Origin of the sequence: Meridianimarinicoccus roseus, from assembly GCF_003172915.1 — a bacterium.
Lineage (GTDB): Bacteria > Pseudomonadota > Alphaproteobacteria > Rhodobacterales > Rhodobacteraceae > Meridianimarinicoccus > Meridianimarinicoccus roseus.
Map to the genome: position 1 here is coordinate 291,242 of NZ_QGKU01000048.1, position 24,821 is coordinate 316,062.

General features: G+C 68.9%; 25 protein-coding genes. 14 read left to right on the forward strand and 11 right to left on the reverse strand.

Going from position 1 to position 24,821, the window contains the following annotated elements:
* Positions 1 to 50 precede the first annotated feature (50 nt).
* On the forward strand, positions 51 to 605 hold the full coding sequence (locus tag DKT77_RS16595) for a YqgE/AlgH family protein (RefSeq protein WP_109812772.1): 555 nt from the start codon (positions 51 to 53) through the stop codon (positions 603 to 605).
* Between the two features lie 23 nt (positions 606 to 628).
* Here the strand turns inward: DKT77_RS16595 and DKT77_RS16600 are convergent, their stop codons facing one another.
* Complete coding sequence (locus DKT77_RS16600) at positions 629 to 1,585, reverse strand: L-threonylcarbamoyladenylate synthase (protein ID WP_109812773.1); 957 nt, start codon at positions 1,583 to 1,585, stop codon at positions 629 to 631.
* Between the two features lie 84 nt (positions 1,586 to 1,669).
* On the opposite strand from DKT77_RS16600, the gene DKT77_RS16605 reads away from it, so the two are divergent.
* The 4 genes from DKT77_RS16605 (at position 1,670) to DKT77_RS16620 (ending at position 5,348) form a co-directional block, all read left to right on the forward strand.
* On the forward strand, positions 1,670 to 3,379 hold the full coding sequence (locus DKT77_RS16605) for an acyl-CoA dehydrogenase (protein WP_109812774.1): 1,710 nt from the start codon (positions 1,670 to 1,672) through the stop codon (positions 3,377 to 3,379).
* A 53-nt stretch (positions 3,380 to 3,432) separates the two neighbouring features.
* Positions 3,433 to 4,491: an MBL fold metallo-hydrolase gene (locus DKT77_RS16610; protein ID WP_109812825.1), complete on the forward strand. Its 1,059-nt coding sequence runs from the start codon at positions 3,433 to 3,435 to the stop codon at positions 4,489 to 4,491.
* A gap of 84 nt (positions 4,492 to 4,575) precedes the next feature.
* Entirely contained in the window at positions 4,576 to 4,710 is a 135-nt protein-coding gene (locus tag DKT77_RS16615) for an aa3-type cytochrome c oxidase subunit IV (RefSeq protein ID WP_109812775.1), read from the forward strand.
* A gap of 32 nt (positions 4,711 to 4,742) precedes the next feature.
* On the forward strand, positions 4,743 to 5,348 hold the full coding sequence (locus tag DKT77_RS16620; RefSeq protein ID WP_109812776.1) for a hypothetical protein: 606 nt from the start codon (positions 4,743 to 4,745) through the stop codon (positions 5,346 to 5,348).
* Between the two features lie 3 nt (positions 5,349 to 5,351).
* Here DKT77_RS16620 and DKT77_RS16625 read toward each other — a convergent pair whose 3' ends face one another.
* Complete coding sequence (locus tag DKT77_RS16625) at positions 5,352 to 5,684, reverse strand: AzlD domain-containing protein (RefSeq protein WP_109812777.1); 333 nt, start codon at positions 5,682 to 5,684, stop codon at positions 5,352 to 5,354.
* On the reverse strand, positions 5,681 to 6,346 hold the full coding sequence (locus DKT77_RS16630) for an AzlC family ABC transporter permease (protein ID WP_109812827.1): 666 nt from the start codon (positions 6,344 to 6,346) through the stop codon (positions 5,681 to 5,683). The genes DKT77_RS16625 and DKT77_RS16630 overlap by 4 nt, the downstream gene beginning before the upstream one ends.
* Positions 6,347 to 6,458: 112 nt before the next feature.
* Between DKT77_RS16630 and DKT77_RS16635 the strand changes: the two genes are divergently transcribed.
* The 5 genes from DKT77_RS16635 to DKT77_RS16655 all read left to right on the forward strand — a co-directional run bounded on the left by DKT77_RS16635 (position 6,459) and on the right by DKT77_RS16655 (position 12,437).
* Positions 6,459 to 7,340 (forward strand): formate dehydrogenase accessory sulfurtransferase FdhD, encoded by an 882-nt coding sequence (locus DKT77_RS16635; protein ID WP_238547960.1) that lies wholly within the window; start codon positions 6,459 to 6,461, stop codon positions 7,338 to 7,340.
* A complete protein-coding gene (mobA, locus tag DKT77_RS16640) occupies positions 7,337 to 7,948 on the forward strand; it encodes a molybdenum cofactor guanylyltransferase MobA (protein ID WP_109812778.1) in 612 nt (203 codons plus the stop codon). The genes DKT77_RS16635 and mobA overlap by 4 nt, the downstream gene beginning before the upstream one ends.
* Complete coding sequence (mobB, locus tag DKT77_RS16645; protein WP_109812779.1) at positions 7,945 to 8,484, forward strand: molybdopterin-guanine dinucleotide biosynthesis protein B; 540 nt, start codon at positions 7,945 to 7,947, stop codon at positions 8,482 to 8,484. The genes mobA and mobB overlap by 4 nt, the downstream gene beginning before the upstream one ends.
* The gene (locus tag DKT77_RS16650; RefSeq protein WP_109812780.1) at positions 8,481 to 10,625 is read left to right on the forward strand and encodes a molybdopterin-binding protein; all 2,145 of its coding nucleotides are present in this window, start codon (positions 8,481 to 8,483) and stop codon (positions 10,623 to 10,625) included. Before mobB ends, DKT77_RS16650 begins: the two co-directional genes overlap by 4 nt.
* A 153-nt stretch (positions 10,626 to 10,778) precedes the next feature.
* On the forward strand, positions 10,779 to 12,437 hold the full coding sequence (locus DKT77_RS16655) for a chloride channel protein (protein WP_238547967.1): 1,659 nt from the start codon (positions 10,779 to 10,781) through the stop codon (positions 12,435 to 12,437).
* A 39-nt stretch (positions 12,438 to 12,476) separates the two neighbouring features.
* Here the strand turns inward: DKT77_RS16655 and DKT77_RS16660 are convergent, their stop codons facing one another.
* The 4 genes from DKT77_RS16660 to DKT77_RS16675 all read right to left on the reverse strand — a co-directional run bounded on the left by DKT77_RS16660 (position 12,477) and on the right by DKT77_RS16675 (position 18,509).
* Positions 12,477 to 12,818, reverse strand: coding sequence for a DUF427 domain-containing protein (locus tag DKT77_RS16660; protein WP_109812782.1), 342 nt, complete (start codon positions 12,816 to 12,818; stop codon positions 12,477 to 12,479).
* 132 nt (positions 12,819 to 12,950) lie between these two features.
* Complete coding sequence (locus tag DKT77_RS16665; protein WP_109812783.1) at positions 12,951 to 14,795, reverse strand: aminopeptidase P family protein; 1,845 nt, start codon at positions 14,793 to 14,795, stop codon at positions 12,951 to 12,953.
* Between the two features lie 128 nt (positions 14,796 to 14,923).
* A complete protein-coding gene (gene cobT, locus DKT77_RS16670; RefSeq protein ID WP_109812784.1) occupies positions 14,924 to 16,816 on the reverse strand; it encodes a cobaltochelatase subunit CobT in 1,893 nt (630 codons plus the stop codon).
* A 133-nt stretch (positions 16,817 to 16,949) separates the two neighbouring features.
* Positions 16,950 to 18,509, reverse strand: a complete 1,560-nt coding sequence (locus DKT77_RS16675) for a CYTH and CHAD domain-containing protein (protein ID WP_238547961.1) — start codon at positions 18,507 to 18,509, stop codon at positions 16,950 to 16,952.
* 139 nt (positions 18,510 to 18,648) lie between these two features.
* Here DKT77_RS16675 and DKT77_RS16680 point away from each other — a divergent pair, with 139 nt between their 5' ends.
* Entirely contained in the window at positions 18,649 to 19,011 is a 363-nt protein-coding gene (locus tag DKT77_RS16680) for a DUF1428 domain-containing protein (RefSeq protein ID WP_109812786.1), read from the forward strand.
* 49 nt (positions 19,012 to 19,060) lie between these two features.
* Here DKT77_RS16680 and cobS read toward each other — a convergent pair whose 3' ends face one another.
* The 3 genes from cobS to DKT77_RS16695 form a co-directional block, all read right to left on the reverse strand.
* Complete coding sequence (gene cobS, locus DKT77_RS16685; protein ID WP_109812787.1) at positions 19,061 to 20,047, reverse strand: cobaltochelatase subunit CobS; 987 nt, start codon at positions 20,045 to 20,047, stop codon at positions 19,061 to 19,063.
* Between the two features lie 109 nt (positions 20,048 to 20,156).
* Positions 20,157 to 21,356 (reverse strand): BaiN/RdsA family NAD(P)/FAD-dependent oxidoreductase, encoded by a 1,200-nt coding sequence (locus tag DKT77_RS16690; protein ID WP_109812788.1) that lies wholly within the window; start codon positions 21,354 to 21,356, stop codon positions 20,157 to 20,159.
* Positions 21,357 to 21,359: 3 nt separating this feature from the next.
* Complete coding sequence (locus DKT77_RS16695; protein WP_109812789.1) at positions 21,360 to 21,992, reverse strand: DnaJ domain-containing protein; 633 nt, start codon at positions 21,990 to 21,992, stop codon at positions 21,360 to 21,362.
* 96 nt (positions 21,993 to 22,088) lie between these two features.
* Here DKT77_RS16695 and DKT77_RS16700 point away from each other — a divergent pair, with 96 nt between their 5' ends.
* On the forward strand, positions 22,089 to 22,346 hold the full coding sequence (locus DKT77_RS16700; RefSeq protein WP_109812790.1) for a BolA family protein: 258 nt from the start codon (positions 22,089 to 22,091) through the stop codon (positions 22,344 to 22,346).
* Between the two features lie 7 nt (positions 22,347 to 22,353).
* Here DKT77_RS16700 and DKT77_RS16705 read toward each other — a convergent pair whose 3' ends face one another.
* Positions 22,354 to 22,659: a DUF4177 domain-containing protein gene (locus tag DKT77_RS16705; protein WP_109812791.1), complete on the reverse strand. Its 306-nt coding sequence runs from the start codon at positions 22,657 to 22,659 to the stop codon at positions 22,354 to 22,356.
* A 257-nt stretch (positions 22,660 to 22,916) separates the two neighbouring features.
* Here DKT77_RS16705 and DKT77_RS16710 point away from each other — a divergent pair, with 257 nt between their 5' ends.
* Both DKT77_RS16710 and DKT77_RS16715 read left to right on the forward strand, forming a co-directional pair.
* The gene (locus tag DKT77_RS16710) at positions 22,917 to 23,252 is read left to right on the forward strand and encodes a hypothetical protein (RefSeq protein ID WP_109812792.1); all 336 of its coding nucleotides are present in this window, start codon (positions 22,917 to 22,919) and stop codon (positions 23,250 to 23,252) included.
* A gap of 316 nt (positions 23,253 to 23,568) precedes the next feature.
* The gene (locus DKT77_RS16715; RefSeq protein WP_109809696.1) at positions 23,569 to 24,765 is read left to right on the forward strand and encodes an IS256 family transposase; all 1,197 of its coding nucleotides are present in this window, start codon (positions 23,569 to 23,571) and stop codon (positions 24,763 to 24,765) included.
* Positions 24,766 to 24,821 lie beyond the last annotated feature (56 nt).

Sequence of the window (24,821 nt, forward strand, 5' to 3'; positions counted from 1 at the left end):
GCGCGGGCGCCCGGAACGCGGTGAAATCCGGCAAAGATCAAGGGGCTAACATGGACCTGACAGGCAAACTGCTGCTCGCGATGCCGGGCATGACCGATCCGCGCTTCGAAAAGAGCGTGATCTTCATGTGCGCCCATTCGGGCGACGGCGCGATGGGGCTGATCGTGAACCGCCCCGCGCAGGACATCACCTTTTTGCAATTGCTGTCGCAACTGTCGATCTCGGCGCGCGGGGACGTGCCCGTCCCGCAGGTGCATCTGGGCGGCCCGGTGGAACACGGCCGCGGCTTCGTTCTGCATTCCGACGACTACACCGGCAACGATGCGACCCTCGCGGTGCCCGGCGGGTTCGGCATGACCGCGACGCTGGACGTGCTGGAGGACATTGCACAGGGCGAGGGGCCGGCCGCCTGCCTGCTTGCGCTCGGCTATTCCGGCTGGGGGCCCGGGCAGCTGGAAGGCGAGATGACGCAGAACGCCTGGCTGGTGGCCGATGCGTCCTCGGCACTGATTTTCGATCCGGACAGCGACGGAAAATGGGCCGCGGCCCTTTCGGCGATGGGGATCGACCCGGTGACGCTGTCGGGCGCTGCGGGACGGGCCTGACGCGAACACCGGCGGACCGCGCTTCAGTCGCGCGGCGCGGCGGCGCGGCGCAGCCGGTCGTTGATCGCGGCGCCTAGCCCGCTGTCCGGGATCGGCGAGACGGCGATTGCATCCGCGCCCGCGGCGTCAAGCTCGTGCAGCGCCGAGAAAAGCCGCGCCGAAGCCTCGGCCAGATCGCCCCGCGGCGACAGGTTGATTGCCGCGTCCGCGACAGGCCCGAAGCCCAGAAGCACCTCGCCCGGCTGCGCCCGAGCCGCGTTCAGCCTCACCCGCCCGCGCGGTGCATAGTGCGACGCAAGCTGACCGGGCGCGACCGGCCGTGCAGCGTCGCCGTCCGGTCCGCGCGCCGGTGCGGTGCCAAGCGTCGCCGCCAGCGTCTCGGCGGACAGTCCGCCGGGCCGCAGCAGCCGGGGCAGGCCGGTCAGATCGAGGATCGTCGACTCCACGCCCACCGCGCAGGGCCCGCCGTCCAGCACGGCCTCGATCCGGCCCGACAGGCCGGCCATCACATGCGCCGCCGTGGTCGGGCTGACGCGGCCGGACGGATTGGCCGAGGGCGCGGCCAGCGGCATCCCGCAGCGCCGCAGCAGCGCCTGCGCCACCGCGCCTTCGGGCACGCGCAGCGCCACGCTTTGCAGCCCGGCGGTCACCAGACGTGAAAGGCCGGCATCCGCGCGCAGCGGCAGCACCAGCGTCAGCGGCCCGGGCCAGTGCGCCTGCGCGACCCGCATCGCGAGCGGGCCGAACGTGGCGAGCGCGCGGGCCGCGCCAAGATCCGGCACATGCACGATGAGCGGGTTGAAGCGTGGTCGGTCCTTGGCCGCGTAGATCCCCGTCACCGCGGCATCCGACCGCGCATCCGCGCCAAGGCCATAGACGGTCTCTGTCGGGAAGGCGACGCGGCCGCCAGCGTCCAGGATCGCCGCCGCGCGGTCGAGGCCGGGCGCATCGGGAAGCAGCAGGGCTGTCTCAAGGGGCATCGGCGCAATCCCGTGACGCGGCGTTTCGGTTGTCAGGCGGGCGGTCTGATATAGGGTCCGCGCAAAGCTGCCCGAGGAGTGTCCATGCCCTACACCGCCCCTGTTTCGGAGTTCAAGTTCCTGCTGGAGCACGTGGTGGACATTGCGCAGATCACCGCGACCGAACGGTTCTGCGAAGCGACCCCTGATGTCGTGGACGCGATCCTGCGCGAGATAGGACATCTGTGCGACGGGATCATCGCGCCGCTGCAGCGCGAGGGCGACCTGCACCCTGCCGCGCTGGAAAATGGTGTCGTGCGGACCTCGCCGGGGTTCGCGGCGGGCTACCGGGCCATCGCCGAGGGCGGTTGGCTGGGCCTGTCGGCCAGTCCCGAGCATGGTGGCATGGGCCTGCCGCTCACGCTGAACACCGCGCTGAACGAGATGCTGTCGGGTGCCTGTCTTGCGCTGCAACTGTGCCCGCTGCTGAGCCAGGGCCAGATCGAGGCGCTGGAACATCACGCCAGCGACGAGATCAAGGCGGTTTACCTGCCGAAGCTTGTGTCCGGTGAATGGACCGGCACGATGAATTTGACCGAACCGCAGGCGGGGTCCGACGTCGGGGCGGTGCAGACCCGCGCGCGGGACAACGGCGATGGCAGCTTCGCGATCACCGGGCAGAAGATCTACATCACATGGGGCGATCACGACGTGGCCGAGAACGTTGTGCACCTCGTTCTGGCGCGCCTGCCGGATGCGCCGACCGGAACTCGGGGCCTCAGTCTGTTTATCGTCCCGAAATGGCTGCCCGACGCGGACGGCGTGCCGGACGCGCCCAACGGCGTGACGGTGGTGTCGCTGGAACACAAGCTCGGTCTGCACGGCTCTCCGACCTGCGTGATGCAGTACGATGGCGCGACCGGGTGGCTGGTCGGAGCGCCGCAGGGAGGCATGGCGGCGATGTTCACGATGATGAACAACGCGCGGCTCGGGGTGGGCACACAGGGCATCGGCGTGGCCGAGGCGGCCTTTCAGCACGCACTGGCCTATGCGCGCGACCGGCGGCAGGGGCGAACCCCGTCTGGCGAACGGTCGATCCTCGGCCATGCGGATGTGCGCCGGATGCTGGGCGGGATGCAGGCGGACATTTTCGCCGCGCGCGCCATAGCGCTGTCCTGCGCTGCGGCGATCGACATGCAGCAGGCCACCGGCAGCGCCGAATGGGCGGCGCGCGCCGCCTTCCTGACCCCGATCGCCAAGGCATTCGGCACCGATACCGGCATTGCCGTCGCCAACGAGGGCGTGCAGGTGCATGGCGGCATGGGCGTGATCGAGGAAACCGGCGCCGCGCAATTCTGCCGCGACGTGCGCGTGACGGCGATCTACGAAGGCACCAACGGCATCCAGGGCATGGATCTTGTCGGGCGAAAGCTGTCCGATGGCGGTGAGGCCGCGTTCAGCCTGATCAAGGAGGTCGAGGACACGGCCCGCGCCGCGCGCGATGCCTTTTCCGCCGAGGCCGAGGCGCTGTGGGACGCGGCGCAGTCCCTGCGCGAGGGCACCGAATGGCTGCTGGCGCAGGACGATCTGAACGACCGGTTCGCTGGATCGGTGCCGTTTCTGCGCGCCTTCGCGCGGGTGCTGGGCGCGCAATTCCATCTGCGGGCGGCGCAGGCCGCGCCGCGGGGCAACCGGGCCGCGCTGATGCGGCTCTACTTCGCGCAGCAACTGCCCGAACTCGGTGGTCTTCTGGCGCAGGCGCAGTCAGGGGCGGGGCCGCTCTATGCGCTGGATTTCCACGCGCAGGGTGACTGAAGGGTGGTGGCGACAGGCTTGACACGGCTGGCTTGCGCCTGTCTGACCGCGCCATGAAAGATGCAGCCCCTTCACGACCGCCCGCCGCGCAGATCGTGCACCCCTTCGCCGAACCGCCCGCGCCGGGCACCGCGACCGAGGTGGCCGAAGGTGTCATGTGGATGCGCGTGCCGTTGCCGATGGCGCTGGATCACGTCAACATCTACGCGCTGGCAGGCGATGACGGCTGGACGCTGATCGACACCGGGCTCGGCACCAAGCGCGGCCGGGCCGAGATGCAGCGCCTGCTGGACGGTCCGCTGTCCGGCGCACCGGTAGCGCGGGTTCTGGTCACCCATCACCATCCCGACCACGTGGGGCTGGCGGGCTGGTTCCAGACCGAACACGGTGCCGAACTGATCGCCACACGCACCGCGTGGCTTTTCGCACGGATGCTGCAGCTTGACGAACAGGACCGCCCCACGCCCGAAACGCTTGCCTTCTGGCGCGGCGCGGGCATGGCTCCCGAGATCCTCGCGCAGCGCGCGCAGGAGCGGCCGTTCAACTTCGCCGACGTGGTGGCCCCGATGCCGGTTGGTTTCCGGCGGATCCGCGACGGAGAGGTGATACAGCTGGGGCACCGGCGCTGGCGCGTGCGCACCGGCCACGGACATGCGCCCGAACAGGCGACGCTGTGGTGCGAGGACGCGCCGCTGGTGCTGGGCGCGGACCAGCTTCTGCCGTCGATCTCACCCAATATCGGGGTCTATGCCACCGAACCTGACGCCGACCCGCTGACTGGCTGGCTGGAAAGCTGCGCCGCCTTCGCCGCGGTGGCGCGCGCCGATCACCTTGTGCTGCCGGGCCACAAGCTGCCCTTTACCGGCCTGCCGTTCCGGCTGACACAGCTGGCCGAAAACCATCACGGCGCGCTGGAGCGGTTGCGCCGCTTTCTTTCCACCCCGCGCACGGCGGGCGAGTGCTTCGTGCCGATCTTCAAGCGCGAGATCGCGGGCGACGCCTATGGTCTGGCACTGGTGGAGGCGGTGGCGCATCTCAATCACCTTCTGGCCTGCGGCGAGGTGCACCGTCGCCGACGCGCGGACGGCGCTTGGATGTGGCAGTCAAAATGACGCCTTGGCGCGGAGCGCGTTGGGCGTGACAGGCGTGAGGAAATCCACTAACCCCGTTACCGGACCAGCATGAGGGAGACCGCCATGGCAAAGCACGAGCACGGCAAGATGGACATCGACACGCAGGAAAAGACCTTCCACGGCTTCATGAAGGCATCGGCCTATGTTGCGGCCGGGGCGATCCTGCTTCTGATCTTCATCGGCCTGGTGAACGGCTGATACGGCACCGCGCAGAGCGCGGGGCAAAGGGCGTGCGGCGCGGGCTGCGCGCCTTTCTCGTGGCGGGTGCCCTTGGTGTGCTGGCCGGTTGCGTGGATAAGACCCCGCAGGCCAGCGATGCCGACATGGCGCGCCTGAGCTATGTCAGTGATGATCCGCCCTCGCTGACGCTGGTGACCAGCATTTCCAACCGCTCCGGGGCGGGGGCCCATTCGGCGTTGATCATCAACGGGCCGGAGAGGGCCGTGTTCAATCCTGCCGGCACATGGCGCCATCCGCTGGCTCCCGAGCAGGGGGATTTCCACCGCAACTTCTCGCCCGGTATGGAGAAGTGGTTCTTCGACTACCACGCCCGCGAGACGTTCCGCATACGCGCCCAAACGGTCGAAGTGCCGATGTCGGTGGCAGCGCAAGCGCTGGAGGCCGCGCGCGCCTACGGCTCTGTGCCGCCTGCGCAATGCACCCGGTCAATCACGGTGATCCTGCGCGACCTGCCGGGGTTCGAGGATTTTCCGGTCAGCTGGTTCCCGCTGCACGCCTCCGCCAGTTTCGCCAAGCTGCCGGGCGTGACCACGGTGCTTTACACCGATGACAGCCCCGACGACTGGTCCGATCTCGACCTCGAATTCAACGACTGACGGTCAGCCCAGAAGTGCGAGCATCCCGTAGAGTGTGACAAGGCCGGCCGCGACGGCGCCCACCACGTTGCGGGTCCACAGCCCGACGCCGAGCGTCACGGCGGCGGCGGCAAGGCGCGCCGGGTCGGGCTGACCGCCCGTCGCCTGCGGCCATAGGATCAGGGGCGCGACAAGGCCCGGCATCACCGCGACCGGAGTGTAACGCAGCAGCCGCAACAGCCAGCCGGGCAGCGGGCGGTCGCCGACCAGCCCGAGGAAAGAGAACCGGATCAGGTATGTGCCGATCCCCAGTCCCGCAATCACCAGCCAGACATGCGCATCGCTGAAACCGGTCATGCCCGCCGCTCCATAGCGAGTTCCGTGGCCGCCCCCGCCGCCATCGCCGTGACCGCTGCCAGCAGTAGGCCCGTGCCGTACGGCAGGCCTGCCAGCGCCAGCGCCGCTAAGGTGGACACCAGAGCGGCGACGATATGTGGCAGTGTCCGCAGCGCCGGTGCAATGAGCGCGAGAAAGGTGATCGGGATGGCGAAATCAAGCGCGAAACTGTCCGGGATGGCCGTGCCGACCTGCGCGCCGACCAGCGTCGCCGCGTACCAGAACGGGGAGATCACGAGGAAGCTGCCCATGAAGAAGGCGAAGCGTTCGGGCAGCGGCATTGCGGTGCGTTCGAATTCGAGGATGCTCACGGCATAGGACTGATCCACCAGCCCGTACGCCACCAGCGCACGCTGCCACAGCGGCGCGCGGCCCAGATGAGGCACGAGAGAGGCCGAATACATCGCCATGCGCAGGTTCACGGCAAGCGCGGTGGCCAGCACGATCACCGTGGGCGCATTGTCCACCATCAACTGCACGGCCGTAAACTGTGCCGCACCCGCGATGACGAGAACGGTGAATCCCATCACCTGCGCGATGTTCAGCCCGGCTTCGGTGCCGATGACGCCGAACAACAGCCCGAACGGCGCGATCACGAGGATGAAGGGCGCGGCGCCCCGCATCCCGCGCAAGAAGGCGCGCCGCGCGGCCGGGGTGATTTTGGGTGTGGAGGTTGGCAAGGCTTCGTCCTATCGTCGGTGCCGACGTGCTAGGCCATCTGTGGGAGGGGCGCAATTGGCGACGCGATCCGAAACCGGCGAATTCCTCGTCGCCCCCGATCCTGGCCGGGCGGGGCTGACACGGGCCGTGCGCGGGGTGGACCAGACCGGCGCGGTGCAGGACATCGCCGTGGTCGAGGAACGGCCGCTGACGATCTACCTCAACAGCCGCGAGATCGTGACGGCGATGACGATCGGGGACTATCCCGAATACCTTGCGCTGGGGTTCCTGCGCAATCAGGGGATGCTGTCGGACGGTGACGAGGTGACCGGCATCGATTATGACGAAGAACTCGAGGTCGTTGTGGTGCGCACCGCGGTCGTGACCGATCACGAGGCCAAGCTGGCGCGGAAGACCCGCACCTCGGGCTGCGCCGTGGGCACGGTCTTCGGCGACATGATGGCCGGGCTGGAGGGGCTGACGCTGCCGCCCGCGACGCTGCGCACCTCGGATCTTTATGCGCTGTCCCAAAAGATCAACCGCACCCCGAGCCTGTATCTGGAGGCGGGGGCGATCCACGGAACTGTGCTGTGCGAAGGGCCGCGCCCTCTCGTCTACATGGAGGACGTGGGCCGCCACAACGCGGTTGACAAGGTCGCGGGCTGGATGTTCGCCACCGGTGCCAGCGCCGCCGACAAGACGCTCTACACCACGGGCCGGCTGACCAGCGAAATGGTCATCAAGACCGCGCTGATGGGCATCCCGATCCTCGCCTCGCGGTCCGGCTTCACCGCTTGGGGTGTGGAGATCGCGCGGCAAGTCGGGCTGACGCTGGTCGGTCGGCTTCGCGGCCAGCGCTTCGTGTGCCTTGCGGGCGAGGAGCGGCTGGTACGCGACGCCGATCTCGCAAGTGTCGCTGACGAGCCGGGCAAGGCCCGTCGGAAGGGGGCCGCATGACAGATATTGCCGGAGTGATCCTTGCAGGCGGTCAGGCGCGGCGCATGGGCGGCGGCGACAAGGGGCGTCTGATCCTTGGCGGACGCGCGCTTCTGGACCGGGTGATCGACCGGCTCGGCCCGCAGGTCGGGCGCATGGCGCTCAGTGCGAATGGCGATCCGGGGCGCTTTGCCGAATACGGCCTGCCGGTGCTGCCCGACACGGTGGCGGGGTTTCCGGGGCCGCTGGCCGGGGTTCTGGCCGGCCTCGACTGGGCGGCGGAACTTGGCCTGTCGCATGTGCTGACCGCCGCCGCCGACACGCCGTTCTTTCCCGCCGATCTCGGCCCGCGCCTGCGCGCCGGGGCCGCGCGGGCGGGCACGCCGATGGCGCTCGCCGCCACGCTGGAGGACGGGCGCCTCGTGCGGCATCCGACGTTCGGTTACTGGCCGGTCTCGCTGCGCCACGATCTGCGCGTCGCGCTGGAGGACGGGCTGCGCAAGGTCGTGCTGTGGACCGACCGGCACGGCGCCGCGTCCATCGTGTTCACGGGCGATCCGTTTTTCAATATCAACACCCCCGAGGACTACATGCAGGCCGAACGGATCGTCCGGACAGAGGCGGAATGAGGATCTTCGGCGTCACCGGCTGGAAGAACGCGGGCAAGACGGGGTTGATGGAACGGCTGGTGGCGGACATAACCGCGCGCGGCTTCAGCGTCTCCACGCTCAAGCACGCGCATCACAGCTTCGACGTGGATCAGCCCGGCAAGGACAGTCACCGCCACCGCGCGGCCGGCGCGACCGAAGTGCTGCTGGTGTCTGGCCACCGCTGGGCTTTGATGCACGAGTTGCGCGGTCGGAACGAGCCGCCGCTCGAGATGCTGCTGGCCAAGCTCGCCCCGGTCGACCTTGTGCTGATCGAAGGCTACAAGTCCGAACGCCATCCGAAGATCGAGGCGTGGCGCGCAGCTGCCGGGCATGGGCTGATCGCGCCGGACGATCCCACGATCCGCGCGGTGGCGTCGGACACGGTGCTGCCGGATCTTCAGGTCCCGCGGTTCGACCTCGACGATACAGCCGCGATCGCGCAGTTCGTGCTGGCTCAGGTCGGGCTGACGCATGTCGGTCTGGCGGGAGCGCCCGCGCGGACGACCAGGGCGTGACCGACTTCGACCGGATCGTCGTGGTGGACTGGTCGGCGCGGTCGGCCCCGTCGCCTGTGCGCCCCGCCGCGGACGCGATCTGGATCGCCGAAGCAGGCGCGGACGGCAGCCTGAGCACCGCTTATCACCGCACCCGCAGCGCCGCGATGGCCGCTCTGACCGCCCGCCTCGCGGCTTGCCGCGCCGTGGGTGAGAGGGTGCTGGCGGGCTTCGATTTCCCGTTCGGCTACCCTGCGGGTTTCGCCCGTGCGGTGACTGGCGGCGACGACCCGCTGGCGCTTTGGGACGCGCTCGCGGACCGCATCGTCGACGGGCCGGACAACGCGAACAACCGTTTCGAGGTGGCAGCGGCGCTGAACGCGCTGCTGCCCGGCACAGGGCCGTTCTGGGGTCGGCCGGTGCGGCCCGACGTGCCGGGCCTGCCCGCGCGCGGTACCGCGCGGCAGGGCCACGGCCTGCCCGAACGGCGTGCGGTGGAGGTGCGGCTGCGCACCGCCCAGCCGTGCTGGAAGCTCTATACCACCGGGTCGGTCGGCAGTCAGGCGTTGCTGGGTCTGCCGCATCTCGCGCGGCTGCGCGCACGCTTCGGCGCGGATCTTGCGGTCTGGCCGTTCCAATCAGCGGACGCCGCGTTGGTTTTGGCCGAGGTTTATCCATCCCTGCTGAACGAAGCTGTGCGGGCCGAATTGGCGACGGCCACCGCCCCGCCGGTCAAGGACGCGGCGCAGGTCCGCGTGCTGGCGCGCGCGCTGATGACCGCGCAACGCGATGGCACGTTGGCGGCCATGCTGGACGCGGTGCCGGACGGCCCGCCGCAAAGGGAGGAAGGCTGGATCCTGGGTGCGGGAGCCGAGGCATCGCTGCGCGCTGCCGCCGCGCCGGGGCTGGTGCCGCCGCGCCTGTCGAACGACTGCTTTGCGCTGCCGCAGGGGGTGGACTGGACTCCGGTGGATGATGCGCTGGCGCTGCTGCGCGACCGGCTGCGCCCGGTGGTCCCGCAACTGACCTGTGCCACCGTGGACGCGCTTGGCAGGGTTCTGGCCGAAGATGCGACCGCGGCCCGGTCGAACCCGCCGGGCGCCAATTCTGCGGTGGACGGTTACGGCTTCGCGGCAGCCGCCACCGGTGCTGGCCGGCAGGTGCTGCCATTGGTGTCCGGGCGCGCGGCGGCGGGGGCAGCCTATCGTGGCCGGGTTCCGGACGGGCACGCGGTGCGCATCCTGACGGGGGCGCTGGTGCCCGATGGCGTCGACACCGTCGTGCTTCAGGAGGACGTGGCGGTGCGGGACGGGCAGATCGCCTTCGACGGCCCGGTCAAGCCCGGCGCCAACACCCGCCGCGCGGGCGAGGATGTGGAACGCGGCGCGCTGGCGCTGCCCGCGGGCCGGGTGCTGACGGCCGCCGATCTCGCGCTGCTGTCGGCGCTGGGGCTGGCGGAGCTTGCTGTCTTCGCACGGCTGCGCGTAGGCGTACTGTCCACCGGCGACGAGCTGGTCGCCGCGGGCAGCGCCGCGGGACCGGACCGGACCTATGACGCGAACCGCCCGATGCTGCTGGCGCTGGCGGCGCGCTGGGGCCATGCGCCAGTGGATCTTGGCCATGTTGGCGACGACCGCGCGGCCCTGCGCGCCGTGCTGGATGGAGCCGCCGCGCGGGCCGACGTGATCCTGACCTCGGGCGGCGCTTCCGCCGGGGACGAGGACCACGTTTCGGCCCTGCTGAAAAGCGAGGGCGCGCTGGATAGCTGGCGTATCGCGGTCAAGCCGGGCCGCCCTCTGGCACTGGGCATGTGGCACGGCGTTCCGGTGATCGGCCTGCCGGGCAATCCGGTCGCCGCCTTCGTGTGCACGCTGGTCTTCGCTCGCCCGGCGCTGGCGCGCCTGTCCGGCGCCGACTGGAGCGTGCCGCGCGGCTTCACGGTGCCGGCCGCCTTTTCCAAGTCCAAGAAGCCGGGTCGGCGCGAATACCTGCGCGCCCGCCTTTCGCCCGACGGGGCGGCTGAGGTCTTCGCCTCAGAAGGGTCGGGCCGGATTTCCGGGCTCAGCTGGGCGGAGGGACTGGTCGAACTTGGCGACGGTGCGCAGCGGATCGCGCCGGGAGATCCCGTGCGGTACCTGCCGTTCGGGGCATTCGGGCTCTGAGCCGGGCGCAGGCGCGGCCCCGCGGCGACAATTCCGCACCTTCAGGGGGGCGGGGCTTGCCCTTGCGCTGCGCCGCCGCGAAAACTGGTCCCGGCGGGCGAGGCATCGCAATGCAGAGGTAGGATCAGCGTGAAGCCGGAACGGCAGACCTGGGTGGGCGAACAGATCGGTGCGTTGCGCGACCTGTTCGTCGGCGCGCTGCGCACCGTGAGGCGGCGCGGCCCGGACCGGGTGCAGTTCTGGTTCATTGCGCTGGTGATCGGCACGGCTGCGGGCGCCGCCGCGATGTTCTTCCGCAAGGCGATTTCGGCGCTGCAGAACCAGCTTTACGGCACGACCGACGTGTCGCTTGCCACCGTCGCGGGCGAATTGCCCTGGTGGTGGGTGCTGATCCTACCGATCTTCGGCGGGCTGTTGGTGGGTGCAGTGCTGCACCATTTCACCCCGGACGGGCGCGTCCGGTCGGTCGCCGACGTGATCGAGGGCGCGGCGATGCAGGACGGACGGGTGGAAACGCGCGCCGGGCTGGCGTCGGCGGCCGCGTCGCTGATCACGCTCTCCACCGGCGGGTCCAGCGGCCGGGAAGGTCCAGTCGTGCACATCGCCGGGGTGATTTCCACATGGGTCAGCGCGCGACTGCACGCGGACGGCATCACCGGGCGCGATCTGCTGGGCTGTGCCGTGGCCGGGGCGGTGTCGGCGTCGTTCAACGCGCCGATCGCGGGCGCGCTGTTCGCGCTGGAGGTGGTTCTGCGCCACTTCGCCGTGCATGCCTTCGCGCCCATCGCCATCGCCGCTGTGGCCGGCACGGTCATCAACCGCATCGAATACGGTGGGGTTACGGAATTTGTCCTGCCGGAACCCGGCTCGCTTGCGTTCTTCGTGGAACTGCCGGCTTTCGTGATCCTAGGCATCGTCTGCGGGCTGGTTGCGGCGGCGCTGATGCGGCTGGTGTTCTGGTCCGAGGATCTCGCCAGCCTTGTGACGCGGGCCGCACGGATGCCGCGCTGGCTGCGTCCGGCGGTCGCCGGCGCGTTGCTGGGCGCGCTGGCGATCTGGTTTCCCCACATCATCGGCGTGGGCTACGAGACGACGGCGGCGGCGCTGACCGGGCAATTGCTGTTCCACGAGGCGGTGGTCTTCGCCGTGCTGAAATGCATCGCTGTGGCGATCACCTTCGCGGGGCGGATGGGCGGCGGGATCTTCTCGCCCTCTTTGATGATGGGCGCGCTGACAGGACTGGCCTTCGGCATCGTCGCCACGGCGATCTTCCCGCAGGTGTCCGGGTCAGAAACGATCTATGCGCTGGCTGGGATGGGCGCGGTTGCCGCGGCGGTGCTGGGCGCGCCGATCTCGACCACGCTGATCGTGTTCGAACTGACCGGGGACTGGCAGACCGGCATCGCGGTGATGACCGCGGTTTCGCTGTCCACCGCGCTGGCAAGCCGGATGGTAGAGCGGTCCTTCTTCCTGACGCAGCTCGAACGGCGCGGCGTGCATCTGGCCAAGGGTCCGCAGCAATACCTGCTGGCGATGCACAGGGTGGGGACCGTCATGGCGGGCCCGAAACACCCCGACTATCCGGGCGAGGACGCCGCGCGGGCCTTGCACGCGGCGGGCATGTCCGTGCAGCGCACGGCCACGCTGGAAGAGGCCATGCCACTGTTCGCAAAGTCGGAAACCCACTGCATCGCGGTGATGGAATGGGCTGCGGACGGCACACCGGAGCTTGCGGGCGTGCTGTTCGAACTTGATGCGCTGCGCGCCTACAACAGGGCGCTGGCGGCGACGGCGGCGGAGGAACACTCCTGACCCGGCCGGGGGGCCGGGTGGGAAAGTGGGGGGCGCGCGTTACTGCAGTTCGACGTTCACCTCGTCGCCGTAGAAGGCGAGGTGGCCCGCGATCTCTTCAAGGCCGGCATTCGGCGTCTCGTAGGACCACGCGACATTTTCCAGCACCATCGACTTTGTATCGATCGAATAGTAGCTGGCGACGCCCTTGTGCGGGCAAGTCGTTGTTTTGTCTGTTTTGTCGAAGAACGCCATCGCCATGTCGGCACGCGGAATATAGATCACCGGCGGCAGGCTGCCTTCGGTCAGTTCCAGCGCGTTCTCGGTTTCGCCATAGACTGCGCCGCGCGCGAAGATGACATATTTGCCGGGGGCCTTGCGGATCGTGATGTGGTCGCTCATGGGGTCATGGTCCTGATACTGCTGAATTTACCGTGTAGGAAACCTGTAGGAGTCCTGTAGGGGTCGCGTAGGTGTCCGGCGCTGCCCGGTGCGGGCAGATACCGGCCCGGTCCGGCCATGGGGCCGCCGGTGTCATGTCGGCGCAGCCCGCGTGGGCCCGGTGCCAAGTGGCGCGGTCGCCGCCACGAGCCAGTCGCGCGCGGCGGGACTGACCAGCCCTTCGAGCCTGCGCCGGGTTTCGGCGTGATAGGCATCGAGCCACGCGGTTTCGGCCGAATCGAGCGTGCCGACGTCGAGTGCGCGCCGGTCGATCGGCACATGGGTCAGAGTACGCAGGCACAGCATCTTGCGCGCCGGGTCGCCGCCGGGCAGCGCGGGGGCCGGTTCGACCGCCACAAGGTTCTCGATCCGGATGCCGAAGGCATCTTCGCGGTAATAGCCCGGTTCGTTCGACACGATCATTCCGGGGCGCAGCGGTTCGGCCCCGGCGCGCGAAATGCGCTGCGGGCCTTCATGCACCGACAGGAAGCTGCCGACGCCGTGGCCGGTGCCGTGGTCGTAATCCTGCCCCGCCAGCCAGAGGGGAAAGCGCGCCAGCGCATCCAGATCGCGCCCCGCCACGCCGTCGGGAAACCGCGCGCGGCTGACCGCGATCATGCCCTTGAGAACGCGGGTGAAGGCGGCGCGCGCCTCGGACCCGACGTCGCCCACGGCGATGGTTCGGGTGATGTCGGTGGTGCCATCGTCATACTGCCCGCCGCTGTCGATCAGCAGCAGATCGCCCGGCGCCACGGCCCGATTGGTCCCTTCGGTGACGCGGTAATGCACGATGGCGCCGTGCGGGCCGGTCCCGGCGATGGTGTCGAAGGCGATGTCGCGCAGGCAGCCGGTCGCCGCGCGAAACCCTTCAAGCGCGCGCACGCAGTCGATTTCGGTCAAAGTCTCGTCCGGCAGGTTGGCGGTGCGTCTGTCCAGCCAGCACAGGAATTCGACCATCGCCGCGCCGTCGCGCAGATGCGCAGCGTCGGCCCCGGCCAGTTCGGCGGCCGTCTTGCACGCCTTTGGCAGCAGGCATGGATCGCGCCCTGCAACCGGTGTCGCCGTGCCTTGCGCCAGGTCCATCTGCACAGCAAGTGGGGCGCTGTCACGGTCAAGCCGCACAGTGCCCGTCTGCGCGCGCAGCGCGGGGCTGAAGGCCGCGGCGGGCTGCACTGTCACCTCGGGGCCGAGATGCGCGGCCAGCCCGTTCAGCTTGGCGGGGTCGGTAAAAAGGTCCACCCGGCCATCCGCGTGCAACAGCGCGAAGGCCTGCACGATGGGGATGCGGGGAATGTCGCCGCCGCGGATGTTGAGCAGCCACGCGATGCTGTCGGGCTGGGTCAGCACGGCGGCGTCATGCCCGGCCTCGGACAGCGCGGCGGCCAGATCGGCCCGCTTGGCAGAGGCGGCGCGCCCGGCCAGCGCGTCGGGCTGCGCGCGGGCCGCAGCGACCGGCGGAGCGGGCCGGTCGGGCCAGACCGCGTCCACCAGATTGGCCTGTTCCAGCAGCGTGATGCCGCTGCCGGCAAGGTCCTTGCGCAGGCCCTCGATCTCGGTGACGGTGTGCAGCCACGGGTCGAAGGCGATGACCGCATCGTCAGACGCTGCCTCGCGCAGCCATGCCGCGAGCCGGGTGTCGGGCCAGGGCACGATGTCGAAGGCCAACGCGTCGGTCTGCGCGCGGGCCTGCACCCGGTAGCGTCCGTCAACGAACAACCCGGCCCGGTCCGGCAGCACGGCGCAGAAACCGGCCGAGCCGGTGAAGCCGGTCAGCCATGCCAGCCGTGCGTCGCAATCGGCCACGTATTCGCCCTGGTGGGCATCGGCGCGGGGCACGAGGAAGCCGTTCACGCCCACGCGGGCCATTTCGGCGCGCAGGGCCGCAAGGCGGGGTGGCCCGGCATCGGGCCGGGTCGGGGCATCGAACGTCTGGAACATGGGGCGGGCCGCGTGTTGCCGCCGGGACCGGTCCCGGCGCGCACAGTTAGCCGTGTCCGCACCGGGGTGACAACCCCCGCAGGGACCGCGCCCCGGAGCGCCGGGCGCGACGGTGATCGCGGGCCGGGTCAGCCCGCGCGGCGCATCGGGCCGGCGTTGCGCAGGCCGAGTGTGCGGGCCCGCGCGCGCGGGTCGCTGTCGAAGAGGCCCGCCAGCTGTTCGGTCATCGCGCCGGCAAGCTGTTCGACATCGGTGATGGTCACGGCGCGGTTGTAGTAGCGCGTCACGTCATGGCCGATCCCGATGGCGATCAGTTCGACCTGGCGGCGTTTCTCGACCATCGCGATCACGTCGCGCAGGTGCTTTTCAAGGTAGTTTGCCGGGTTCACCGACAGGGTGCTGTCATCGACGGGGGCGCCGTCCGAGATCACCATCAGGATCTTGCGCGCCTCGGGCCTGCCGGTCATTCGGCGGTGCGCCCATTCCAGCGCCTCGCCATCGATGTTTTCCTTCAGCAACCCCTCCTTCATCATCAGCCCGAGATTGGGGCGGGTGCGGCGCCAGGGGGCGTCGGCGGACTTGTAGATGATGTGGCGCAGGTCGTTCAGGCGGCCGGGCTGCTGCGGGCGGCCCGCGTTCAGCCATGCCTCGCGGGATTGGCCGCCCTTCCAGGCGCGGGTGGTGAAGCCGAGGATTTCGACCTTCACATCGCACCGTTCCAGCGTGCGGGCGAGCACGTCGGCGCAGATCGCGGCGATAGAGATGGGGCGCCCCCGCATCGAGCCGGAGTTGTCGAGCAGCAGGGTGACCACGGTGTCGCGGAACTCCATGTCCTTTTCGACCTTGAAGCTGAGCGGTGTGGTGGGGTTGGCGACCACACGGGCGAGGCGACCCGCGTCAAGGATGCCTTCCTCGCGGTCAAATTCCCAGCTTCGGTTCTGCTTGGCCTGCAGGCGGCGTTGCAGTTTGTTGGCCAGCCGCGACACGGCGCCCTTCAGCGGTTCGAGTTGCTGGTCGAGATAGGCGCGCAGGCGTTCAAGCTCGATCGGTTCGGCGAGATCCTCTGCGCGGATCTCCTCGTCGTGCTCGGTGGTGTAGACGGTGTAGTTGACATCGGCCTCGGACACCGGCGGGGGCGGGGGCGGATCGAGCGGCGCGTCGCCGTCGGGCATCTCCTGCTCGTCGGCGTTCTCAGCGTCGGCCATCTCGTCCATGCTGACTTGGGCGTCGGCGGCGTCCTGCGTGTCGTCCTGCGACTGCTCCGGCGCGGCCTCGTCGTTCTGGTCGGGATCGTCTTCGTCCGGCGGAGTGGTGTCGGGGTTGTCGTCCTGGTCGTCGGCGGAGGCCTCGTCCTCGGTGTCGTCCTCGCTGTCGTCGGGGTCTTCGCCAAGCTGGTCGCCGTAGCCGAGATCCTCGATCATCTGGCGGGCGAACTTGGCGAAGGCGGTCTGGTCGCGCAGGCACCCTTCGAGCCCTTCGAGCGTGCCGCCGGCCTCGCTTTCGATATGCTCGCGCCAGAGTTTCATGACGTTGTCGGCGCCTTCGGGCAGGCCGCGACCGGTGGCCAGATGGCGCACGAGATAACCCGCAGCGACCGACAACGGCGCGCCCGAGGCTTCCTCGATCTGGGCATAGCCGCGGCGGTCGGCCTCGACTGCGATCTTGGCGTCGATATTACCGGCGGTGCCGGGCATGGCGCGGGCGCCCACCGCTTCGCAGCGGGCGGTTTCCAGCGCGTCGTAAATGTCACGCGCCATCTGGCCCTGCGGCACGTAGCGAGCATGTGTCGCCTCGTTGTGGAAGCGGCGGCGCAGGGCGTAGGCATCTGCGGTGCCTCTTGCCAGCAGCACCTCGGCCTGGGTCATGCGGCGGCTGACCTGGGGCAGGCGGACGCTGTCGTTGGTCATGCCCGGCGGATCGACCGAATAGCTGATCGCCATGTCGGGATCGTTGGCCAGGACGCGCGTCGCCTCGGCCAGGGCCTTCTTGAACGGTTCCGAGGGATTGTCTGACTGTGCCATGCGCGACTTTCTCGTGTCCTTGGGCGTGCAGGGCCCGCGACCGGGCAGCACCACGCAGCCGCGGCTGCCCTGCACGGCTCTTATATGGCGCGTTTGGCCGGGCTTGGCCAGTGCCGCCCGGGCAGTCGGTGGCCTAGCCGGGCGTGTCCCACGGGCGCGGGGCGTCGCGCAGCGCGTGCCAAAGCTTGCGCGCCCCCGCCCAGTCCGCTTCGGCGCGCACGCTGCGCGAGCCGAGGATCCAGCCCACGGCGCGCTGCGCCTGCGGATCGTCGCCACCGGGCGCATCGGCACCGGTCAACATCTCCTGCGCCATCGCGAGGTCGTTCAGTTCGCCGAAGAGGTCCTGCAGGGTGCGCAGCCGCTTGGTGAAAGTCTTGGTCGCCCCGGCGGGCAGAACGGGCGCGAGAAACTCGACCGCGTAGCGCAGTCCTTTCAGCGCCTTGCGCAGATCGTGGCGCGCCTCGATGTCGAGATGGTCGATGCCTCGCGCACGCTTGGCCGCGCGCTTCCAGTGCCGGTCCAGCGCCGCAGTTGCGATCGCGGACAGCGGTTGCGCGAGCTGCGCGCTCTGGCCGAAATCGGCGAGGTCCAGCCAACCCCGCGCCTCGGTGAAGCGGGCAAGGTCCAGCAGAAACGCCTGTGCCCGCGCACCCGTCAATGCCCCGCGCAACGACAGGCGCTGCGCGTCGGCGCGGGCTGTCAGGTGAGCGGCCAGACGTTGGAAACCCGGCTCCATCGGGTGTGCGGTGGCTTCGGGGGCCAGCAGGTCCTGCACCGTCACGTCAAGATCGCGCACCGCCCCGGCCTCGTGTGCAAGCCACCGCGCCTCGGCCTTCAGGTGCGCGCAGGCCGGGCCATCCAGGACGACGCCGAACACGTCGAACGCGGCGCGCAAGCGGCGCAGGCCGATCCGCAGCTGGTGCGGCCCTTCGGGCGCGTCGCTGACCTGCACGAAATCGGCATTGCGGGCGATTTGGTCGAAGCATTCGCGCAACACGTCGCGCGCCGCCGACTCGGCGGTCTGATGCGCTTGCAACGGCACAGGGTTCGCCTTGCGCAGCGCGGGCCGGTCCACAGCATCGTGCCCGTCGGCCAGCGCGAAGGCGCGCGCGGCCTTGGACCGGCGCGACAGCCGAAGCCCGCCTTCGGGCAGGATCTGCCGGGCAAGATCGTAGACCGCCGGGACCGTCCCGCCTTTCAGTTCGATCTCCAGTTCCGTGAGGGGGGCAGAGCGGCCGCCGCCGCGCAGCGTGCCGCGGTCCACCGCGATTTCCGCCGCGCCGCCGCCCGGCAGGGACACGGTTGCGCTGTGGCGGCGCATTTCGGTTTCGACCCGCGCGGCGAGCGGCGCGCCCGCTGTCAGCGCCTGCACCTGCTCGCGCAGACCGTCGTGCGGGATGGCCGCCACATCGAGCGCGCCGTCCGGGCGCGGCGTTTCGGATTCCAGCGTCGTCTGGATGCCGCCGTGATGGCTGATCGCGCCCTTGGCTGTCTGCACGCAGCCAAGGCCGTCATGTCGCAGCCGCAGGGCGATCCCGGCGCCGCGCAGCGCACCGGATTCGGTGTCGTGATAGGCCGACCGAAGCTGGCGCGTTTCGGGCCGGGCGTGCAGGCCCTGAAGCGTGGGAAGCAGCGCGTCGAGCGCGTCGGCCTGTTCCTCGGTCAAAAGGAATTTCAACTCGATCTCTTTCATGGACCCGAGATATTCCTGTTGCGCGATGGCGGCAATCCAAGATGCCGTGTTCTGGTCGCAACGGGGGCCCTTGCGTCGCGGCGCTTTGGGCCTCACGCGACCCATGCTAACCTGACACGAAGCGTTCGGGGAGGGGCCTATGGATTATGTTGACGGGTTCGTGGCGGCAGTGCCTTTGACCGCCAAGGCGGCCTTCATCGCCCATGCGGAAGCAGCGGCGGTGGTGTTCCTCGAACACGGTGCGCTGTCGGTGCGCGAATGCTGGGCCGACGACGTGCCGCCGGGCGAGGTTACGTCCTTTCCGCTGGCGGTGCAGTGCCGCGATGACGAGGCAGTCGTCTTTTCCTGGGTGACATGGCCCGACCGCGCCACCCGCGATGCAGGCTGGGCCGCGGTGATGGCGGATCCGCGCATGAGTGCCGAGGAGAACCCGATGCCGTTTGACGGCAAGCGCATGATCTATGGCGGGTTCACCCAGATCGTAGGCGCCGGCCCCGGCTGATCGGCGCCGCCGGGCCGCATCGATGTGACGCGGCGCTGTTTGGGACAGGTCAGCCCAGCGAGGTGCTGACAGCGCTTTCGGGAAGTTCCTCGGCGAAGCAGCGCTGGTAGAACTCGGCCACGGTCTGGCGTTCAAGCTCGTCGCACTTGTTCAGGAACGACAGCCGGAAGGCATAGCCAACGTCCTTGAAGATGCGCGCGTTCTGCGCCCATGCGATCACGGTGCGCGGGCTCATCACGGTGCTGAGTTCGCCGTTCATGAAGGCGGTTCGGGACAGGTCGGCCACGGTCACCATCTGGCTGACGGTTTGACGGCCTTCCTTGGTGTTGTATTGCGGACACTTGGACAGCACGATCGCGGCCTCGGCATCGTGGCTGAGGTAGTTCAGGGTGGCCACGAGCGACCAGCGGTCCATCTGGCCCTGGTTGATCTGCTGGGTGCCATGATAGAGGCCGGTGGTATCGCCAAGGCCGACGGTGTTCGCTGTGGCGAAAATGCGGAAACTGGGGTTCGGGCTGATCACCTTGTTCTGGTCCAGCAGCGTCAGCTTCCCGTCAGCTTCCAGCACGCGCTGGATCACGAACATCACGTCGGCGCGCCCGGCGTCGTATTCGTCAAAGACGATCGCGGTCGGCGTACGCAGCGCCCAGGGCAGGATGCCTTCCTGGAATTCCGTGTACTGCTTGCCGTCCTTGAGCTTGATCGCGTCCTTGCCGATCAGGTCGATCCGGCTGATGTGGCTGTCGAGGTTGACGCGCACCAGTGGCCAGTTCAGCCGCGCGGCGACCTGTTCGATATGGGTGGACTTTCCGGTACCGTGGTAGCCCTGGATCATCACGCGGCGGTTGAAGGCGAAGCCCGCCAGAATCGCCAGCGTGGTATCGCGGTCGAACTTATAGGTCGGGTCAAGGTCGGGCACGCGGTCGGAGGCTTCGGCGAACCCTTTCACCACCATGTCGGTGTCGATGCCGAACACCTCGCGGACCGAGATGTCTTCGGAGGGTTTGCTGTTCACGTCCATGCTGCCGTCTGCCATGTTGCTGCCTTTCTGTCGGGTCGGTGGTGCAACATATCGCGGAAGGGTGCAAGGGGAAGGGCCGCACCGCGCGGGCGCAGTGTGCGCGGGGCGGGCCGGTTGCACCCGCCTAGGCGGCGGCGCGGCGTGCGGCGATGGCCTGTCCCGCGGCCCAGCCCGAGGACCACGCCCACTGGAAGTTGTAGCCGCCCAGCCAGCCGGTGACGTCCACCACCTCGCCCACGAAGAAAAGGCCGGGCACGGTGCTTTCCATGCTGCGCGAGGACAGCGCGGCGGTGCTGACGCCGCCGGCCGTTACCTCGGCCTTGCGGTAGCCTTCGGTTCCGGTGGGGCGCAGTCGCCAGTCGGCAAGCTGCGTGCCGAGGGCGGCGAGGCGCGCGTCGGACAGGTCGGCCAGCCGGCCGGTCACCCCCGCTGCCACGGTCAGGTGCTCCGCAAGGCGTTTCGGGATCAACTCGCCGAGCACGGTGGCAACGTCGCGGCGGCCTGCACGGCCGCGTTCGGCGCGCAATGTACCCGGCAGGTCGGTGCCGGGACACAAGGTGACCGCGATCTCGCCGCCCTCCGACCAGTAGCTCGAGGCCTGCAGGATCGCGGGGCCGGACAGGCCGCGATGGGTGAACAGAAGCGCCTCGTCGAAGGCCGCGCCGTTCGCGGCGATGCGGGCGTTCACCGCCACGCCGGACAGATCCGTGAAACTGTCGCCGAAGGTCAGCGGCACCAGCGCGGGGCGGGTGGGCACGAGCGGCAGCCCGAACTGTGCGGCGATGCGGTAGCCAAGGCCGGTCGCCCCGATCTTGGGGATCGACTTGCCGCCGGTGGCGACGACCAGCGCGGGGGTGCGCACCTGCGTCTCGCGCCCCCCGCGGGTCAGTGTCACGGTGAAGCGGTGCCCGTCATGGGCGATCTCGCCGACGTGGGTGTCGAGCCACAGTTCCGACCCCGCGGCCGCGATTTCCGCGGTCAGCAGGTCGATGATCTGCCGCGCGCTGCCGTCGCAGAACAACTGGCCCAGCGTTTTCTCGTGCCAAGCGATGCCGTGGCGCTGGACCAGGTCGATGAAATCCCACTGGGTGTAGCGGCTGAGCGCGGACTTGGCAAAATGAGGGTTGTCCGAGAGGAAGTTTTCTGGCGCGGTATGCAGGTTGGTGAAGTTGCAGCGCCCGCCGCCAGAGATGCGAATCTTTTCGCCGGGGACGGGCATGTGATCGACCACCAGCGCGCCGGTCCCGGCATGGGCGGCGCACATCATTCCCGCCGCCCCCGCGCCGAGGATCAGCGCGGGCACATCGAGACGGCCAGCGGGCATCGGTCAGTCCTTGAAGCTGCGGCTTTCCTTGATCTGGTCCCAGGCCCAGACGACTTCCTGCAACCGCTCTTCGTCGGAGCGATCGCCGCCGTTCATGTCAGGATGCAGGATCTTGATCAGGCTCTTGTACTGCTTGCGGATCTCGACCTTGGTCCAGTGGTCCTTCGCTTCAAGGATCTCCAGAGCGCGACGTTCGGTCGGCGGCAGGCGGCGGGTGCCGGTGATCGACTTGCCGGGGTTCTGCGTTGCCTTGTCCCCCAGCACCTGGTGCGGATCGTCCACGCCCAGCCGCTGCCACGCGCGCTGTTCGTCGCTCTGGCGGCCGAAGGGCTTGGTCTTGCGGCCCCAGACGCGGTCCTCTTCGATCTGCGCGTCCATCTCGGCCTCGGTGGTACCGTTGAAGAAATTCCACTTCAGATTGTATTCGCGCACATGGTCCTTGCAGAACCACAAGTAGTCATCAAGGCTGTCGGGCGAGCGCGGCGCGCGGTACTGGCCCGCCAGATCGCAGCCAGGATGCTCGCACACACGCGTTGAGGTTTCGAACGCGCCCGACATGCCGCGCTTGCCGCGGGTCTTCTTCTTCTTGGCAGAAGAGACCGACATATCAAAACCGAAGGGGTCGTTCTTCGACATGGGCAAAACCTTTCCGACTCGCACGGGCGGCATTCCAACCGCGGGCGATGGAGTCTAACCTTTCTGACGCAGAGAGAAAGAGGGGCAGGCCGAAAAATGGCTATTGCAGACGAGATAACAAGGCGGCTCGAATCAGCGTTCCGGCCCACACGGCTGGTCGTGACCGACGACAGCGAGGCGCATCGCGGCCACGGCGGTTGGCGCGAGGGCGGCGAGACGCATTTCCGGGTGGAGATCGCGGCGGACGCCCTTGGCCCACTGAGCCGGGTGGAACGGCACCGTGCCATCCACCAGGCTATCGGGCCTGAGCTTGTGGCCCAGATCCACGCGCTGGAGATCCGCATCGAGGCCTGAGCGCCGGTCAGTCTTCCCAATCCGTGCGGTTTTCCAGTAGCTTGAGCGCCTCGCGGGTCGCATCGGCCTTTTCAGGGTCGATCCCCTCGGCGGGGCGGCGGAAGACCAGCATCGTGCGAAAGCCGGTGCGCGACCCGGTCAACCCGACGCGTTCGCGCACCGGCAGCGTTTCGGCGCGCACGAACTCCCAGCCGCCGCGCGCTTCGGCGTTCAGCGCGTCGGCCAGCGTTTCGGCGAACGGGTCCGCGCCTTTACGGCGCGATTTGCCCGCGCGGTCAGGTGCGGGAATGACGCGGTAATCGTAGTCTGGCATCGGATTTCCCGGTTCGGTCAAGGGTGCCAAGGGCTTACGACGGCGGGCCCGGTTTGGCAAAGGCGGCGTGTGAAACCGGGCGCGGCCGCGGCGCAGCGTCACCCCGGTGCAACAGGCCCGCCACTAGCCGGAAGTTAACCCTTTTGCGGAATGCTTCCCTCAGACTGGCCGGAATTCGGTATCAATGTGATGGGCGGGGGGCGGTCGGCTGTGTGCGAGGTACGGTGACGATGCGCTCTTGGTTGATTGTACTTGGTATGATTTCGTCGCTTCCCGCCTGCTCGGCGCCAGATGTCGCCAGCGACGGTTCGGTCGGTGAGACGGCTGACAGTCTCGAACGGCGCCGTGCCTTCAACGCGGCCATTGTCGGGCACACCCTGCGCGGCGACGGCGTGGACGTGACCGTGGCCGAGGACGGCGCGCTTGTCGGCACGCATCTGGGCGTTCCCTTCGTGGGATCATGGGAATACCGCCGGGGGCTTTTCTGCACCTCGCTGCGCAGCGAGGACGTGCGCCGTGCAGCGGACCGGCGCTGCTATCGCGCGGCGACGGATGGGCGCAGCGTGACCCTGGTGCCGGTGATCGACACCTGATCGTGCGGGCTTGCACGGGGCAGGTAGCAGCACGCGTGGCTGCGGGTTCGACGGCACGCGGGGCCCAGGGCGGGGAGCGTGGATGTCGAGCTGCGGTACGTCAAACCTTCGAATACCGCATTCCTGACGGGCGTTGTCGCCGCGATACAATGTGAGAAACGGTGCGGGAGCAGTGCCCCCGGACGTGGTGTAGGAGGAGGCCGCGCGCGGAGCCTCCGGCGNAGCGCAGCGCGCGGCCGGCGGTGACGCTGGCGGCCATCGCCGGTCTTCGGAGAAGGTTCGGGTTGCGAAACCTGGAACCGAACCGGAGACGACGATGACCGACGATAGAATGACCCTGATGGAGCTGGTGGAGAAGTCCGCCGACGAGGATCTCGTCCGCGACATGCTCGCCTATGCCGCCGAGCGGCTGATGGAGATGGAGGTCGAGGCTGCGACGGGCGCGCCAAAAGGAACGCGCACACCGGCGCGCACCACGCAGCGCAATGGATACCGCGAGAGAGGCTGGGAGACCCGCGCCGGCCGGATCGACCTGGCGATCCCGAAGCTGCGCAAGGGCAGCTACTTCCCGAGCTTTCTCGAACCGCGCAGGACGGCGGAGAAGGCCCTCGTGGCCGTCATCCAGGAAGCCTATGTGCACGGCGTCTCGACGCGCGCCGTGGACGATCTGGTGCGTGCCATGGGCGGGAGTGGCGTGTCTAAGAGCCAGGTGAGTCGGCTCTGCGCCGAGATCGACGAGCGCGTGCTGGCATTCCTCACCCGGCCTCTCGAGGGCGCCTGGCCCTATCTCTGGCTCGATGCAACCTACATCCGGGTGCGCGAGAACGGCCGGATCATCAGCCGTGCCGTAATAATCGCGGTGGCGGTCAACGGGGACGGCCGACGCGAGGTGCTCGGCGTCGCCACCGGCCCCTCCGAGGCGGAGACGTTCTGGACTGGCTTCCTGCGCTCTCTCGCCGATCGCGGCCTGCGCGGCGTGAAGCTCGTCGTGGCCGACGATCACAAGGGGCTCAGGGCCGCAGCCCGCCGAGTGTTCGATGCGACCCACCAACGGTGTCGCGTGCACTGGCTCAGAAACGCGCTCGCCCATGCCCCGGCCAAGAGCCGCACCGCCGTGGCCGCAATGCTCAAGACGATCTTCGCCCAGGAGACCAAGGCCGAGGCGGAGACCCAGTGGGACGCCATCGCCGACGCCCTCCGTGAGAAGAATGACCGGCTCGGCGCCATGATGGACGCCTCCCGCGACGACGTGCTCGCCTACATGGACTTCCCCAGGGAGCACTGGGCGCAGATCAGCTCGACCAACCCGCTTGAGCGCGTCAACAAGGAGATCAAGCGCCGTTCCAATGTCGTCGGGATCTTTCCGAACGACGCGGCCATCATCCGTCTGGTCGGCGCGCTGATGATCGAAACCAACGACGAGTGGGCCGTCGCGCGCCGTTACATGGGGCTGGAGTCGCTGGCCCGCATCACCGATACTCACAACGTCAGACTGCCCGCCGTGGCGACCTGACCAACTCGAGCCTCTCCGAAGGCCGGCCCTCTTACACCACGCCGCGGGGCACTACC

Excerpts from the sequence above, each read along its gene's own strand:
- DKT77_RS16675 (WP_238547961.1), bottom strand. The coding sequence starts at position 18,509 with ATGAAAGAGATCGAGTTGAAATTCCTTTTGACCGAGGAACAGGCCGAC.
- DKT77_RS16630 (WP_109812827.1), bottom strand. The coding sequence starts at position 6,346 with ATGCGGGGCGCCGCGCCCTTCATCCTCGTGATCGCGCCGTTCGGGCTG.
- mobB (WP_109812779.1), top strand. The coding sequence starts at position 7,945 with ATGAGGATCTTCGGCGTCACCGGCTGGAAGAACGCGGGCAAGACGGGG.
- DKT77_RS16695 (WP_109812789.1), bottom strand. The coding sequence starts at position 21,992 with ATGTCGAAGAACGACCCCTTCGGTTTTGATATGTCGGTCTCTTCTGCC.
- DKT77_RS16595 (WP_109812772.1), top strand. The coding sequence starts at position 51 with ATGGACCTGACAGGCAAACTGCTGCTCGCGATGCCGGGCATGACCGAT.
- DKT77_RS16605 (WP_109812774.1), top strand. The coding sequence starts at position 1,670 with ATGCCCTACACCGCCCCTGTTTCGGAGTTCAAGTTCCTGCTGGAGCAC.
- cobS (WP_109812787.1), bottom strand. The coding sequence starts at position 20,047 with ATGGCAGACGGCAGCATGGACGTGAACAGCAAACCCTCCGAAGACATC.
- DKT77_RS16625 (WP_109812777.1), bottom strand. The coding sequence starts at position 5,684 with ATGACCGGTTTCAGCGATGCGCATGTCTGGCTGGTGATTGCGGGACTG.
- DKT77_RS16700 (WP_109812790.1), top strand. The coding sequence starts at position 22,089 with ATGGCTATTGCAGACGAGATAACAAGGCGGCTCGAATCAGCGTTCCGG.
- DKT77_RS16665 (WP_109812783.1), bottom strand. The coding sequence starts at position 14,795 with ATGTTCCAGACGTTCGATGCCCCGACCCGGCCCGATGCCGGGCCACCC.
- mobA (WP_109812778.1), top strand. The coding sequence starts at position 7,337 with ATGACAGATATTGCCGGAGTGATCCTTGCAGGCGGTCAGGCGCGGCGC.
- DKT77_RS16600 (WP_109812773.1), bottom strand. The coding sequence starts at position 1,585 with ATGCCCCTTGAGACAGCCCTGCTGCTTCCCGATGCGCCCGGCCTCGAC.
- cobT (WP_109812784.1), bottom strand. The coding sequence starts at position 16,816 with ATGGCACAGTCAGACAATCCCTCGGAACCGTTCAAGAAGGCCCTGGCC.
- DKT77_RS16690 (WP_109812788.1), bottom strand. The coding sequence starts at position 21,356 with ATGCCCGCTGGCCGTCTCGATGTGCCCGCGCTGATCCTCGGCGCGGGG.
- DKT77_RS16615 (WP_109812775.1), top strand. The coding sequence starts at position 4,576 with ATGGCAAAGCACGAGCACGGCAAGATGGACATCGACACGCAGGAAAAG.
- DKT77_RS16710 (WP_109812792.1), top strand. The coding sequence starts at position 22,917 with ATGATTTCGTCGCTTCCCGCCTGCTCGGCGCCAGATGTCGCCAGCGAC.
- DKT77_RS16705 (WP_109812791.1), bottom strand. The coding sequence starts at position 22,659 with ATGCCAGACTACGATTACCGCGTCATTCCCGCACCTGACCGCGCGGGC.
- DKT77_RS16610 (WP_109812825.1), top strand. The coding sequence starts at position 3,433 with ATGAAAGATGCAGCCCCTTCACGACCGCCCGCCGCGCAGATCGTGCAC.
- DKT77_RS16660 (WP_109812782.1), bottom strand. The coding sequence starts at position 12,818 with ATGAGCGACCACATCACGATCCGCAAGGCCCCCGGCAAATATGTCATC.
- DKT77_RS16680 (WP_109812786.1), top strand. The coding sequence starts at position 18,649 with ATGGATTATGTTGACGGGTTCGTGGCGGCAGTGCCTTTGACCGCCAAG.
- DKT77_RS16715 (WP_109809696.1), top strand. The coding sequence starts at position 23,569 with ATGACCGACGATAGAATGACCCTGATGGAGCTGGTGGAGAAGTCCGCC.